The organism is Diaphorobacter aerolatus (assembly GCF_014489535.1).
GTDB lineage: Bacteria > Pseudomonadota > Gammaproteobacteria > Burkholderiales > Burkholderiaceae_C > Diaphorobacter_A > Diaphorobacter_A aerolatus.
Genome location: NZ_CP060783.1, coordinates 4,294,293 through 4,308,578, shown reverse-complemented (window position 1 = coordinate 4,308,578; position 14,286 = coordinate 4,294,293). Strand labels below are relative to the sequence as shown.

At 66.3% G+C, this 14,286-nt stretch carries 12 protein-coding genes and 6 pseudogenes; all 18 read left to right on the top strand.

Annotated features, from left to right (window positions below; translation table 11 throughout):
• The first annotated feature begins 6 nt into the window (after positions 1-6).
• The 18 genes and pseudogenes from merA (at position 7) to H9K75_RS19975 (ending at position 14,275) form a co-directional block, all read left to right on the top strand.
• Entirely contained in the window at positions 7-1,695 is a 1,689-nt protein-coding gene (gene merA / locus H9K75_RS20055) for a mercury(II) reductase (protein WP_003098932.1), read from the top strand.
• 18 nt (positions 1,696-1,713) lie between these two features.
• Positions 1,714-2,229 carry a Tn3 family transposase gene (locus H9K75_RS25790; RefSeq protein WP_003098931.1) on the top strand — a complete coding sequence of 172 codons (516 nt, stop codon included), beginning with the start codon at positions 1,714-1,716 and terminating at the stop codon, positions 2,227-2,229.
• Positions 2,193-2,711: pseudogene (locus H9K75_RS25785) on the top strand (Tn3 family transposase); the annotation flags it as partial. The gene H9K75_RS25790 and the pseudogene H9K75_RS25785, both read left to right, overlap by 37 nt.
• A 33-nt stretch (positions 2,712-2,744) precedes the next feature.
• Positions 2,745-3,041 (top strand): annotated as a pseudogene (locus H9K75_RS20045) (DUF3085 domain-containing protein); the annotation flags it as partial.
• A 139-nt stretch (positions 3,042-3,180) separates the two neighbouring features.
• Positions 3,181-3,727 (top strand): annotated as a pseudogene (locus tag H9K75_RS24240) (XF1762 family protein).
• Positions 3,728-3,940: 213 nt separating this feature from the next.
• Positions 3,941-4,846, top strand: coding sequence for a DUF3577 domain-containing protein (locus tag H9K75_RS20035; protein WP_003116825.1), 906 nt, complete (start codon positions 3,941-3,943; stop codon positions 4,844-4,846).
• Positions 4,847-4,989: 143 nt separating this feature from the next.
• Positions 4,990-5,817, top strand: coding sequence for a DUF932 domain-containing protein (locus H9K75_RS20030; RefSeq protein WP_003116824.1), 828 nt, complete (start codon positions 4,990-4,992; stop codon positions 5,815-5,817).
• A 72-nt stretch (positions 5,818-5,889) separates the two neighbouring features.
• Positions 5,890-6,599: pseudogene (locus tag H9K75_RS20025) on the top strand (DUF3275 family protein).
• Between the two features lie 94 nt (positions 6,600-6,693).
• A complete protein-coding gene (locus tag H9K75_RS20020) occupies positions 6,694-7,035 on the top strand; it encodes a hypothetical protein (protein WP_003116822.1) in 342 nt (113 codons plus the stop codon).
• Between the two features lie 103 nt (positions 7,036-7,138).
• Positions 7,139-7,546, top strand: coding sequence for a hypothetical protein (locus H9K75_RS20015; RefSeq protein ID WP_003116821.1), 408 nt, complete (start codon positions 7,139-7,141; stop codon positions 7,544-7,546).
• Positions 7,547-7,562: 16 nt separating this feature from the next.
• A complete protein-coding gene (locus tag H9K75_RS20010; protein WP_003090124.1) occupies positions 7,563-7,823 on the top strand; it encodes a hypothetical protein in 261 nt (86 codons plus the stop codon).
• 75 nt (positions 7,824-7,898) lie between these two features.
• On the top strand, positions 7,899-8,546 hold the full coding sequence (locus tag H9K75_RS20005; protein WP_003116820.1) for a hypothetical protein: 648 nt from the start codon (positions 7,899-7,901) through the stop codon (positions 8,544-8,546).
• A 64-nt stretch (positions 8,547-8,610) separates the two neighbouring features.
• Positions 8,611-9,718: pseudogene (locus H9K75_RS20000) on the top strand (DUF6094 domain-containing protein).
• A 50-nt stretch (positions 9,719-9,768) separates the two neighbouring features.
• Complete coding sequence (locus tag H9K75_RS19995; protein ID WP_449757723.1) at positions 9,769-9,981, top strand: hypothetical protein; 213 nt, start codon at positions 9,769-9,771, stop codon at positions 9,979-9,981.
• Positions 9,982-10,177: 196 nt separating this feature from the next.
• The gene (locus tag H9K75_RS19990; protein WP_003116817.1) at positions 10,178-10,483 is read left to right on the top strand and encodes a hypothetical protein; all 306 of its coding nucleotides are present in this window, start codon (positions 10,178-10,180) and stop codon (positions 10,481-10,483) included.
• 136 nt (positions 10,484-10,619) lie between these two features.
• Positions 10,620-12,897, top strand: a pseudogene (locus tag H9K75_RS19985) (helicase-related protein).
• 137 nt (positions 12,898-13,034) lie between these two features.
• Entirely contained in the window at positions 13,035-13,634 is a 600-nt protein-coding gene (pilL2, locus tag H9K75_RS19980; RefSeq protein ID WP_003098890.1) for a PFGI-1 class ICE element type IV pilus protein PilL2, read from the top strand.
• On the top strand, positions 13,631-14,275 hold the full coding sequence (locus tag H9K75_RS19975) for a hypothetical protein (RefSeq protein WP_003098888.1): 645 nt from the start codon (positions 13,631-13,633) through the stop codon (positions 14,273-14,275). The genes pilL2 and H9K75_RS19975 overlap by 4 nt, the downstream gene beginning before the upstream one ends.
• The last annotated feature ends 11 nt before the right edge of the window (positions 14,276-14,286 follow it).

Below are 14,286 nucleotides of genomic sequence, written 5' to 3'. Positions count from 1 at the left end.
GTAATCATGGCCGAGGCGATCACCCTCCACATCGAAGGCATGACCTGCACGTCGTGCGCCGAGCACGTCCAGCAGGCTTTGACGAACGTGCCCGGCGTGCGCGCGGCCTCGGTGTCCTATCCGCAGCGGCAGGCCGAAATCGAGGCGGATGCAGGCGTGAGCGTGGCCCCGCTGGTTGCCGCAGTGGCCACGCTCGGCTATCGCGCACGGCTTACCGACACGCCGAACAAGCCTGCCGGCCTGCTAGACAAGGCGCTGGGCTGGCTCGGTGGCGAAACGAAGCATGTTGGCGGTGAACAAGCGCTGCACGTGGCTGTGATAGGCAGCGGCGGCGCGGCGATGGCGGCTGCCTTGAAGGCCGTGGAGCAAGGCGCCCGCGTCACGCTGATCGAGCGCGGCACCATCGGCGGCACCTGCGTCAATGTCGGCTGCGTGCCGTCCAAGATCATGATCCGCGCCGCGCACATCGTCCACCTGCGCCGCGAAAGCCCGTTCGATGCTGGCCTGCCGGCCGCAGCGCCCGCTGTACTGCGCGAGCGGCTGCTGGCCCAGCAACAAGGCCGCGTCGAGGAGCTGCGCCATGCCAAGTACGAAGGCATCCTGGCAAGCACTCCGGCCATCACCGTGCTGCGCGGCGAGGCCCGGTTCAGGGACACGCGCACGCTGACCGTGGCGACCGCTGACGGCGGCACGCACGAGGTGAACTTCGACCGCTGCCTGATTGCCACCGGCGCGAGCCCGGCGCTTCCGCCAATCCCGGGCCTTGCGGACACACCCCACTGGACCTCCACCGAGGCGCTGGAAAGCAGCTCGCTCCCCGAGCGGCTGGCCGTGATTGGTTCCTCCGTGGTGGCGGTCGAGTTGGCGCAAGCCTTCGCCCGGCTGGGCAGCCAGGTCACGATCCTGGCGCGCAGCACGCTGTTCTTCCGAGAAGACCCGGCCATCGGGGAAGCCGTAACAGACGCCTTCCGCGCCGAGGGCATCGAGGTGCTGGACCACACCCAGGCGAGCCACGTTGCCTATGCGGGCGGGGAATTCGTGCTCACCACCGGGCAGGGGGAAGTGCGCGCCGACAAGCTGCTGGTCGCCACCGGTCGCGCGCCGAACACGCGCAGCCTGAACCTTGAAGCGGCAGGCGTCGAAGTCAATGCGCAGGGAGCCATCGTCATCGACCGCGCCATGCGCACGAGCGCACCGCACATCTTTGCTGCCGGCGACTGCACCGACCAGCCGCAGTTCGTCTATGTGGCGGCGGCGGCCGGCACGCGCGCCGCGATCAACATGACCGGCGGCGACGCGGCGCTGGACCTGACGGCGATGCCGGCGGTGGTGTTCACCGATCCGCAGGTGGCGACCGTGGGCTACAGCGAGGCGGAAGCGCACCACGACGGCATCGAGACCGACAGCCGGCTGCTGACGCTCGACAACGTGCCGAGGGCGCTCGCCAACTTCGACACGCGCGGCTTCATCAAGCTGGTGGCGGAAGCTGGCTCAGGGCGGCTGATCGGCGTACAGGCGGTCGCGCCGGAAGCGGGCGAACTGATCCAGACGGCCGCGCTGGCGATCCGCCACCGGATGACCGTGCAGGAGCTGGCCGACCAGTTGTTCCCCTACCTGACCATGGTCGAGGGACTGAAGCTCGCGGCGCAGACCTTCAACAAGGACGTGAAGCAACTGTCCTGTTGCGCCGGATGAGGAAAAGGGAGGTGTTCGATGAACGCCTACAGCCGCGCCAACCGCCGCATCTACGCGGCCTTGTCCGATCCCCTGTCGGCCACCCACCGGCACCGCCTCGACGATCTGCTCAAGCGCCACGACAACGGCAAGACGACCTGGCTGGCCTGGCTGCGCCAGTCGCCCGTCAAGCCGAACTCGCGCCACATACTCGAACACATCGAGCGCCTCAAAGCCTGGCAGGCGCTCGACCTGCCTTCCGGCATCGAGCGGTCGGTGCACCAGAACCGCCTGCTCAAGATCGCCCGCGAAGGCGGCCAGATGACGCCCGCCGATCTGGCCAAGTTCGAGGCACAGCGCCGCTACGCGACCCTGGTGCGCTCGCCATCGAGGGCATGGCCACCGTCACCGACGAAATCATCGACCTGCACGACCGCATCCTGGGCAAGCTGTTCAACGCTGCCAAGCACAAGCATCAGCAGCAGTTCCAGGCGTCCGGCAAGGCGATCAACGCCAAGGTGCGGCTGGCCACCTCGATCAAGCAGGGCACGGTGACGGCCTCGCTGATGCTCAGGAAACTCGGCAGCTACCCGCGCCAGAACGGCCTGGCCGTGGCGCTGCGCGAGCTGGGCCGCATCGAGCGAACGCTGTTCATCCTGGACTGGCTGCAAAGCGTCGAGCTGCGCCGCCGCGTGCATGCCGGACTGAACAAGGGCGAAGCCCGCAACGCGCTAGCCCGCGCCGTGTTCTTCAACCGGCTGGGCGAAATCCGCGACCGCAGTTTCGAGCAGCAGCGCTACCGGGCCAGCGGCCTCAACCTGGTGACGGCGGCCATAGTGTTGTGGAACACGGTCTATCTGGAACGGGCCTCAAACGCCTTACGCGGTCACGGCCAGACTGTCGATGACGCCCTGTTGCAGTACCTGTCGCCGCTGGGCTGGGAGCACATCAACCTGACCGGCGATTACCTCTGGCGCAGCAGCGCCAAGATCGGCGCGGGCAAGTTCAGGCCGCTACGACCGCTGCAACCGGCTTAGCGTACGATTTTTTCCGTTTTCTGAGACGTCCCCAATCAGTGCCGCATTGTCCTGGTCAAGGATCAGGGCGTGTACTTCCTCGCCGAGCGTGGGGAGCGTCGCCCGGATGGGCGCCAGGCACTGCTCGCCTACGCCGTCGGATGCAACCCGGACACCGACCCGTTCGATGACTGGTGGCACCTCGCCGGCCGCGAGCTGGGCGGCGATGACTTCGCGGAGTATTTCGACCCGAAGGACGGCCTGTTCACGCGCCTCCAGCACTCGGCGGACGATCTCGTGCTTTCCGCCACCGCCACGCACCTGTCCTTAGCAGTGGTGCCTCCCGCCTGACGCGGCAACCGCCTCGCAGCCCCGCATCGGGGCCTTCTTTTGTTCGCACCGCCGCCATCGCCGCGCGTGCGCGTTTGTCTCCAGCCGCCGAGGCACGCCCCGCCGGCCACAACGCCGGCATGCCACCGGAGACAACCGCATGAACACGCCATCGACCTCGCCGAGGCTGCACCTCCTACCGGTGTCGCTGCGCACGGCCAATGCATTCGTTCTGTCGCACCATCGCCACCACCGCCCGGTCCAGGGCGCGAAGTTCGCCCTGGCCGTCACGCTGAGCGACAGCGACCTGATCCACGGCGTGGCCATTGTCGGCCGCCCGGTCGCGCGGCACCTGGACGCTGGAAGTCACGCGGCTGTGCACCGACGGCACACCCAGCGCCTGCAGCAAGCTCTACGGCGCGGCCTGGCAGGCGGCAAGGGCGCTGGGCTACATACGCCTGCTCACCTACACCATGCCCGACGAAGGTGGCGCCAGCCTGCGCGCCGCCGGCTGGCGGCTGATCGGCGCGCGCGGTGGCGGCGCCTGGAGCCGTCCCGGCCGTCCGCGCGCCGATACCCCGAGCACCTGCGCGGCGCCAAGTGCCTGTGACAGGCGCCGGGTGGCGCGGACAAAGGGAAGCGCCCGGGTGCCGATTGATTGCTGCCGCGCGCGCGAGGCCCCGCCATGCTGGCCCCATGCCTGCTGACGTCGTCAGCGACATGCCAGGCAACCATCGGTCTTCGAGGTTGCGGCGCAGTTCCCACTGCGTGACCGAGCCAGCTCGCACCGCATCCTTCCGCGAGCGGCCACCAGCCTCTGGTGGCGGATGCTTTCGCCTTATCAACCCACCGCGGGGTCACGCACCTTCCCCGCATGCGTGGGCCGGTGTGTCTCCGCTTCATCCCAATGGAGATTCACCATGAACACCACGTCCAACGAGAAATCGTATTTCGACCTCCACACCTCGGGCATCGGCTACATCCAGCGTGTCCGTGAAGTGCCCGTCCGGGGCGGCCGCCGTGCGCAGCCTTTCCTGGCATGCACCATCGCCGCGCTGGTCGGCCCCGCCCGGGACCCCAGCTACCGCTACTTCGACGTCAAGGTCTCGGGTGCCGAGGCCAAGAAGCTCGTTCAGCGCTACATCGGCGTTGACGATCCCAAGCAGCGCCCGCTGGTGCGCTTTCGCCTCGGTGACCTGTGGGGCGATGTGTACATCCGCGACAAGGGTGAGCAGAAGGGTCAGGCCGCCGCGTCCCTCAAGGCGCGACTGCTCAAGGCCGAACTGATCGACCGGGCCGAACTGGCTTCGATCGAGCAGCACGAGTTGATCACCCGCGGCATCGGCTATCTCAATCGTGTGAAGGACGTCACCCCAAAAGCTGGCGACTCGTTCCTCTCTTGCACCGTCGCGGCACTGGCCGGGCCTGTCGATGAACCGGAGTATCGGTACTTCGACACCATCGTCGCCACCCCGGAAGCCGAGCACCTGGTTCGCCGGTGCGTTCAGGCCGTCGAGGGTGACCGCAAGGTGCTGATCGCCTTCCGTCTGAACGACATGAAGATCGATCCGTACATCCGCACCAAGGGTGAGCACGCCGGGGAACCGGCCGCCAGCCTGGAATCGACGCTGGTCCACATCGGTCTCATCAAGATCGACGGCACCCAGGTCTATCCGACGAGCCAGGCGCAAGCCGAGGCGCCGCCGGCCGAAGACGCATCCGCGTCCGAAGCCGACGATGCCATCGACACGGCCACCGAGCCCGCCGAGCGCGAGCCCGAGGCGCAAGTCCAGGAGCAGGAGCCGGCATTGGCTGCTTCGTTCTGATCCGGCACGGCCTCTCACGGGGCCTTGTCGCTTTTCCTCCCCACGTACGCCGCGTCCCAGGACGCGTGCTTGCGCATTTCATCCCCGAGTTCCGCGTGGTCTCACGGCCACGCGGTTGTCGAATTTCTCAAAGGAGATCAGCCATGTCTCTGGTATCCCGCTTTGCTCCGCAATCCCCGATCCTGCGCTCTGATCGCCCACTCTCGGACGACCGCATTCGTGCCGTCGTTCCGTCGATCTTCGCCGACGCTCCACATGGGAGCCGGTCCGATCGGTATGCCTACATACCGACCTCGACCGTGCTGACCAAGCTGCGCCAGGAGGGCTTCGAGCCCTTCATGGTGTGTCAGACGCGCGTGCGCAACGAAGACCGGCGCGAGTACACGAAGCACCTCATCCGACTTCGCCATGCAAGCCAGATCAACGGCGACGAGGCGAACGAGATCATCCTGCTCAACAGCCATGACGGCACGAGCAGCTATCAGATGCTCGCCGGCATGTTCCGGTTCGTCTGCCACAACGGCCTGGTTTGCGGTGACACCACCGCAGACATCCGCGTTCCCCACAAGGGCGACGTGGCCAGCCAGGTGATCGAAGGTGCCTACGGAGTCCTCGAAGGTTTCGAGCGCGTGCATAACGCGCGCGATGCGATGCGCACCATCACCCTCGATGAGGGCGAAGCGGAGGTCTTTGCGAACTCTGCGCTCGCACTCAAGTACGACGATCCGGCCAAGTCCACGCCTGTCACCGAGAGCCAACTGCTGGCCCCTCGGCGATGGGACGACCGCAAGAACGACCTGTGGGCCGTCTTCAACCGCGTCCAGGAGAACCTAGTCAAAGGGGGCCTGAACGGACGCACGGCCAACGGCCGCAATCAGCGCACCCGTCCGGTGCAAGGCATCGACCAGAACCTGCGCCTGAACCGGGCGTTGTGGCTGCTGGCCGAAGGCATGCGCCAGCTCAAGGCGTGATGCCACGCGGACCTCGCCCACCTCGGGCGAGGCCATTTCCTCTCATCCACCGGGTGCCGTCGGCGGCCCGTCATTCATCATCAGGAGAACCATCATGGCAACCCCATCGGCTTCCGAGAAATCTGTTGCGCCCATCGTCGTCCCGGCCAGCTCACGCTGCGTACCATCCGCGGCAAGAACGGCCCGTTCACGGTTGGCCGCCTCGCGACGCACCTCGGTACTTTCGAGGTCAAAGACCCGGAGCTGGAGCAGTACCCGAAGGCAAGTACGACGGGGAATTCATCATCAGGTACATCTTCCCGAAGTCCTATCCGGTCGGCGGCGGCATGCGGTTCGAGATCCGTGCCAGCCTCGACGGCATGACGCTCAACGGCATCGACAAACTCAGCCGCGACGAAGCCCGCAGCTTCGCCACCCAGGACGTCGATCCGCTCGATGAAGAGCAAGGGGCGCAGCCTGCGGCAACGCCGGCCAAGCCCACCAAAGCGTCCAGGCCCGCCAAGCCCGCACCCGTGCAGGCGTCCGCGGACCCGCTGGTCGATACCACGCCCTTCGGCGTGGATGCGCCACCGCCTGCTACGGCCGCTGCCCCCGGCAGCACCGAAGACGGTGACGCCGCGCTCTTCGGCCTGCTGTGGCCGCTGGGCGAGTCCGTGAAACTGGATTCGACCATCGACCGCCGCACCCTGCGCGCGCAGATCGCCCGCCTGGGCGAGCTGGGCTACGCGCTGGACTTCAAGACGCAGGAGTGGAGCCGCCAGGCCGAACCAAAACCTGCGTGATCGCAGACGCCGCATGCGCGGTGTTCTTCATCCACCCGCCGGGGTTCCTTTCCCATGCGGGGGAGGCCCTGGCCATTTTCTGGAGGTCTCCATCATGTCCACCATCGCTTGCGATACCCCGCGTTCAACGCTGGATGAACCCGCGTGGCGGGACCTTTGCAAAGCGGCCGCCGCACACGCCCAGCGCGGTTGCGGCTTGTCCTACGACCACTACGTGACGCTCTTCAGTTCGGCGATCGACGCACAGGCCAATCGTTTGCCGGATGAGCAACGTGCTCAGGCTCTCGAAATCGCGGCCCAGGAATGGGACTACGCAACACCTGCCGAACGGCAGGAAACCCAGGACTGGAATGCGGAGCATGGCTATTGCTCGCACGGGATCGAGTTCGGCTACTGCCCGGCCGGTTGTGATCGAGACGATGACGACTGGGATTGAGGGCGACGCATAGGTTCCTTCGCCGCAGATGCGGCATTCCATCACCCGCTGGGGTTCTTCCCCACGGGGAGGCCTTCAGCTCAACTTTTCGAGGAGGCCTCTCATGGGCTGGTATTTCTCAAACCAATCGCGGTCCGAACTGATCGCGGAACTGATCGCACCGCAAGAGACCGAGCGCGCCAGCGTCAAGGTCATCGCTCACACCCTGCGCGGCAACGTGCTGTGGTCCGTCGCCGAAGTGACCGCCAAGGTCGAAGGCGTGCATCGTGATCTCGCACCGGGCCAGTCCCTGCGCTACATCCGCTGCGATCTGCTTGAACGAAGCGGCGGCCAGTGGGGCTACAAGTCCTTGGACGAGTCCATGCACCCGTACTACTACACGTGCCCGCTGTCCTATCTGGACCTCGCACCGGAGCAGTCCGCCGACTGGCGTGCAGGCGTTCGCGCCTACCACGCCCGGCGGCGCACACCCACGGCATCCGCGGCATCCGCCGCGGCGTCGATGGCCTGAGCCAGGAGGAACCGACATGGACCCGATCCTGGCAACGCTTCCGCCCTCGTTGCTGGCACTCGTTGAAGGGAGTTTGTCCAACGACGAAGTGTCCTCCGACGAGGAAATGCTGGCGTACTTCATCGACAACGGCCTCACCGAGGACCAGGCACGGCAGGCACTGACCTACCGCGACCAGTACCTCAACAACATCTACCTGGAAGGCTTCACGCCGATCACTTCGGCGGACGAGCCGCTTCACTTCAACCCGCACACCCGGCAGTTCGAGCCGGACTGAGCGGTTTTCTTCCACCCCCTGGGGCAGTACTTGCCCAGCGGGCGGTGCTGTTCCCGTTCATCCGAGGACACCACCATGCCCGCAAACACTTCTTCCACGCTGTACCGCATCGACGAATGCCCGGACGTGATGGCCGACGCCTGCGTCGGCGATGACCAGGGCAACCTGATCTTCCTGTCCATCTGGGCGCGGGACACCGCCGTCCAGCAGTTCCTCGCTCGCCTGACCCTCGGGCGCGACGAGCAGGGACTGGACCAGTTCCACGTCATCACCGACCAGGGCGGCAGCGTCCCGGTATTCATCGGCAACGTCGATCGCCTGGAAAAGCGCATCACGCGCGCGTACCGGCGGACGCTGTTCGGCTCGCTGTCCAACGTGTGGCTGTTCGACCGGCGCTGCGTCAAGCCCGACAAGGCCAACGCCAGCGCATTGGCACTGCTGCCACGCGACAGCGCCCACAGGCTTGACCGCCTGTGGATGCTGGTGCGGGACACCTGCCCGTTGCCGCTGCTCGATCACTGGCGCGAGACCGTGCTGGAACTGCTGCAAACCCGCGAGATGCTGGCCCGCCTTCCGTTCGCCCTCGGGCCGCTGGAAGGCCATCGGCTCGCCATCGACGTGCCGGCGCTGACCCTGGCGCTCGGCTCCCTGATCCGCAGCGACGCGCTCACCGCCTATCCGTATCCGGCCAAGATTTGGACGCCGGAAGCGGTAGCGGCTTGACCCACCCTCGGAGGCACGCCTTGGCGTACTTCCGTGTTTCATCCCCGCCAACCAGGAGACTTCCATGGCCCTCATGTTCCCGCGGCTCGCCCGCAATTTCGTCAAGAACGGATATTTCCCGACCGACGAACCCACGCTCGAAAGAGCGCTCAACGCACTGATGCCCAGCGACGGGCCGATGTGCATCCTCGATCCCTGCGCCGGCGAAGGCGTGGCGATCGCCGAAGCCGCCCATGCCCTCGGGCGCGAGCAGGCAAAGGCGTTCGCCGTCGAGTTCGACGCGGAGCGGGCGCGCCATGCCCGCGGCCTGGTCGATCACTGCCTGCACGCGGACCTGATGGACACGATGGTCTCCAAGCAGTCCTTCGGGCTGCTCTGGCTCAACCCGCCGTATGGGGACCTGTCCAAGGACGTCAACGGCAACATCGGCTATCAGGGCCAGGGCCGTGCCCGCCTTGAAAAGCTGTTCTACCAGCGCACGCTCTCGCTGCTGCAATACGGCGGCGTGCTGGTTTTCATCGTCCCGGCTACGTGCTCGACGCGGAGTTGGTCGGCTGGCTGACGCGCCACTACACGGACCTGCGCATCTACCGAGCGGTGGAGACGCAGTTCAAGCAGGTGGTGATCTTCGGACGCCGGGTGCGCCAGCGCGAGCAGGTGCCCGATGGCGTCAAGGCCGTGCGCAATCTGCTGTTGCAGGTAGGGCAAGGCGAAGTCGAAGCCGAGGAACTGCCGAGCGAGTGGCCGTTCCTGCCGTACATCGTCCCCGCCAGCCCGGCCGAGCCAGAGCATTTCTTCCGCGTGACGATGGAGCCCGAGCAGTTCGCCGATGAGGTTGGCAGGCTGCAAGGCTTGTGGCCATCGCAGGACACGCACCTGGGGCTGCGCAGCAATCGCTGCGTCCACCGGCGCGGGCCTTGTCCCGCTGGCATCTCGCCCTGGCTCTGGCCGCGGGTGCGATCTCGGGGGTTGTGCGCTCCAAGACCGGGCGCGTGCTCGTCGTCAAAGGTGACACCCACAAGGACAAGACGCTCCAGCGGGAGTTCACCGAACGCGAAGACGGCTCCATCGCCGAGACCCGCATCCTCACCGACAAGTTCGTTCCCGTCATCCGCGCGTGGGACATGACACCTGGCTCCGCGACACGGGGCGAGGTGTTGACCATTCGCTGATCCACCGGACGCGCTGCCGTCCTGCTGTACCAACTCGAAGGAGAAACACCATGATCCCCAATCCGTTCAAGCGGCCTGCGCCGCACAAGCAACCGTTGTTCGCACCGAGTACGTTGAAGTTGAGCGAGAAGGTGCATTGGCTGGCCCGGCGAGGCCTGATCGACCCCTTGGCCTATGTCCAGCGCCATGTGCGCGGGACTGGGGCGAGATCGATGAGGCCACACGCCAAGCCAACGACGTGGCGATCCAACAGGACAACCTAATGATCTCGCAGTTCAGGATCACGCCGGACCTGGCGCTGATCGTCAAGACCAGCGAGGACCACCAGACCACGGTGGTCCAGCTTCCCGAAGAGCGGGACCTGATCTGAGGCCCCACATCGTCATCCTCATCCACCTGACGGAGCCACTTCACTCCGGCAGGGGTGTCGTGGCTCAATGACTCATCAAGGAGGAGCCCATGGCATCGCATCGCATCGAAACCTACTGCCAGCGGCTGGCGTTCCCCATCGGGGCGCTCATCTTCAGCAGAGGTGTAGACCGCCTGGTCCGCGCGGGTCGCCTGGACCCGATCCCGTACTTCAGGCGCCACACCCGTGGCGACTGGGGCGACGTCAACATCCAGCAATGGCAGACGAACAGCAGCGCGCTTCAATCGGGCGCGTCGCTGGAATCGCACTACGTGATCCATCCGGGGCTCGCCATTCGCATCGTCACCGATTCGCAGCGCTGCGCAACCGTCATCGTGCTTCCGTCCGAAGACTGAGCACGGTTCACCTGCGGGCCGCCCAGGCCAGCACCTTCAACCACCCTCAGCCACGCGTCGATTCTCTTCCCACCACGGGGCATGCCATTGCCCCGCTGGGGGTGGTGCATGCCCCATTTTTCTTTGGAGCATCACCATGTCCCTCGATCTCGAAACCACTGCCGCTGAATCCGCGCCCGTACAGGGCGAACTGCTCGACGCGGAATCTTCCCCTCTGACCCTGAGCCTTCAGGATTTTGTCGGCGAGTTCGGCGACGAACTACTCGACGCCCTCAACAGCGCTAATCCGCCGGTCTATACCGGCCAACCGCAGGCGCACCGGCAACTGGTGGTCGCCAGCCTCAAGCGCAAGCTGTTCCCAGCCCAGGCCGAAGTCGTCCACGCCGCCGCCGAGCTGCTGATCGACCGTGGCGAACGTGCTGCGATCGTCAATGGCGAGATGGGCTGCGGCAAGACGACCGTCGGCATTGCCACGGCCGCCGTGCTCAACGCCGAAGGCTATCGCCGCACTCTGGTGCTGTCGCCGCCCCACCTGGTTTACAAGTGGCGGCGCGAGATCCAGGAGACGGTGGCCGGTGCCAAGGTGTGGGTACTCAACGGGCCGGATACGCTCGTCAAGCTCATCAAGCTGCGCGAGCAGTTGGGCGTGCAGCCCACGGGCCAGGAGTTCTTCGTCCTGGGGCGCGTCAGGATGCGGATGGGCTTTCACTGGAAGCCTGTCTTCACCACGCGGCGCACCCGCCACGGCGACGTGGCGGCCTGCCCGGACTGCGGCACGGTCATCACCGACCTCGACGGCGAGCCGGTCAACCCGATCGCGCTCCAAGCCGAGGAGTGCCGCAGGAAGTGCGGCCACTGCGCCGCGCCCCTGTGGACACTGATCCGCCCGCGCAGTCTGTCCGGCAGCGACCAGTCCTCGGCCGTGCTCAAAGCCTTAAAGCGCATACCGACCATCGGAGAGGTCACCGCGCAGAAGCTGATGCAAAAGTTCGGTGACGGGTTCCTGGCGTCGATGCTCGGCGACAACATCCATGAGTTCATCAACCTCATGGATGGCAACGGCGAGCTGGTGTTTTCCGACCGTCAGGCCACGCGCATGGAACGTGCGATGGCCAACATGGAGTTCGGCTTTGGCGAGGGCGGCTATCAGCCGTCCGAGTTCATCAAACGCTACCTGCCGCAAGGCACGTTCGACCTGCTCATCGCCGATGAGGCACATGAGTACAAGAACGGGGGCAGTGCCCAGGGCCAGGCCATGGGCGTGCTGGCGGCGAAGGCTCGCAAGACCTTGCTGCTGACCGGCACGTTGATGGGCGGCTACGGGGACGACCTGTTCCACCTGCTGTTCCGAGCCCTTCCGGGCGGATGATCGAAGACGGCTACCGCCCGACCACGAGCGGCAGCATGACCTCGGCTGCGATGGCGTTCATGCGCGATCACGGGGTGTTGAAGGACATCTACTCCGAGAGCACCGGCACGGCGCACAAGACGGCCAAGGGCACCAAGGTATCGGTGCGCACGGTCAAGGCCCCGGGGTTTGGCCCAAGGGCGTGCTGCGCTGCATCCTGCCGTTCACGATCTTTCTCAAGCTCAAGGACATCGGTGGCAACGTCCTGCCGCCGTATGACGAGGAGTTCCGTGAAGTCGCGATGGACACGGCGCAAGCCGCGGCCTACCGCGATCTGGCGGGTCGGCTGACCGCCGAGCTGAAACAGGCTCTGGCGCGACGCGATACGACCTTGCTGGGTGTGGTCCTCAACGTGCTGCTGGCCTGGCCGGATTGCTGCTTCCGGTCGGAGACCGTGGTGCATCCGCGCACGCGCAACACCTTGGCGTTTGTCCCGGCTCAGTTCAACGAGTTCGAGATCAGCCCCAAGGAGCGTGAGCTGATCGACATCTGCAAAGAGGAGAAGGCGCAGGGCCGCAAGGTCCTGGCCTACACGGTCTATACCGGCACGCGCGACACCACGTCGCGCCTGAAGGTGTTGCTGGAGCAGGAAGGCTTCAAGGTGGCGGTGCTGCGCGCGAGCGTGGATGCCAGCCGCCGCGAAGACTGGATCGCCGAGCAACTGGACCGTGGCATCGACGTGCTCATCACCAACCCCGAGTTGGTCAAGACGGGGCTGGACCTGTTGGAGTTCCCGACGATCGTGTTCATGCAGTCGGGCTACAACGTGTACTCGCTCCAGCAGGCGGCACGCCGCTCCTGGCGCATCGGGCAGAAGCAGCCCGTGCGTGTGATCTACCTCGGCTACGCCGGTTCCTCGCAGATGACCTGCCTGGAGCTGATGGCCAAGAAGATCATGGTCTCGCAGTCCACCTCGGGCGACGTGCCCGAATCCGGGCTCGATGTCCTGAACCAGGACGGTGATTCCGTCGAGGTCGCACTGGCCCGGCAGCTTGTCGCCGCATGACACGTTCCACTTACGGCCCTTCGGGCCGTTTTTTTTGCCGCTCCCGGTAAATCGGACGCTGCCTGGTTCGCATTGTTTGCTGCCGCTCGCGGCCTGAGCGGCGATGGTGAGGGCTGGATGTTTCAGGACGCCGAGCTATGTGCCCCTCTCCACCGTGGTTTCACTATCCCGAACGCCGCCTTCTGGCGGGATTTCTCGGCCTGCTGTGGTCGGTGCTGGCCGGTGGCTGCGCGACGACGACTGCGCCGGTCGCGCCCGACACCATCGCGGAAGTCTTGGCCGCGCCTGAACCCGAGGCTTCCGAGTACATCCCGGTCGTGCGCTACGCCCGCTACACACTGGTCGAACTGGCACCCATGGCGGCGCAGCGCGACCTGTTGTTGCAGACCATCGACGTGTCCATGCCCGAGGATGCCCGCGCCACGGTCGGGGATGGGCTTCGGCACGTGCTCAAACGCAGCGGCTATGGCCTGTGCCAGACCGCGCATGCCGTGATCGAGCTGTACGCGCTGCCGTTGCCGGCGGTACACCTGCACCTCGGCCCCATGACCTTGCGCGATGCGCTGCTCACGCTGGCTGGCCCGGCCTGGGAACTGCACGCGGATGACCGCGCACGGCAAATCTGCTTCGAGCGGCCCGGCGATCGCGCGGTCGCCGAGTCCCCATCCGAGCCACCCGCCACCGAGGCGGTGCAGACGTTCCCGCTGGCACCCATGGTTTCGGGAGGCCAGCCATGAACGCCCCGCAACCTGCCCAGCGATCGACCGCCGCCGTGGTGGTGCAGAGCCTGATGTGGCTCTGGTTGATCTTCCTCAGCGTCTTGGCGGCCCTGGGCTACCAGGCCCTCAGCGACCAGGCCGACCAGGAGCGGCTGGATTCCCGCCTGCAACGCCTGGAAGCGCAGGCAACTGGCTTGGCCGAGACGATCGAGGCCATCCAGCAGCGCCCGGCCGTCGCGACGGACGCTGACCTCAAAGACACCCGCCAGATTCTGGAAGCACGCGCGGCCCAGGTCGAGAAATCTCTCAGTGGCTACGCAGCGGCCGACGACCTCCAGGCGCTGCGCGCGGAGGTCGAGCAGATCAAGGCGCGCCAAGCCGCCGCGCGTGCCACCGCACCCGCCCAGCGGCGCGCATCGCGCACGTCCGCCGCCTCCAAGACCGAGCTGCCGCCGCTGCCATTCCGCGTCGTCGGCGCCGAACTGCGCGCCGGCCAGCGCAGCGTGTCCGTCGCGCCGAGCATCGGGGACTTCACGCCCGCCCAACTTCAGGTGCTGCTGCCCGGGGATGCGGTCGGCCCGTGGCGCCTGCAGGCGATCGAGGGCAACACCGCAGTGTTCCAGGCCGGCAACCAGACCCGCCGCGTGGCGATTCCCTGACCGGAGCACCC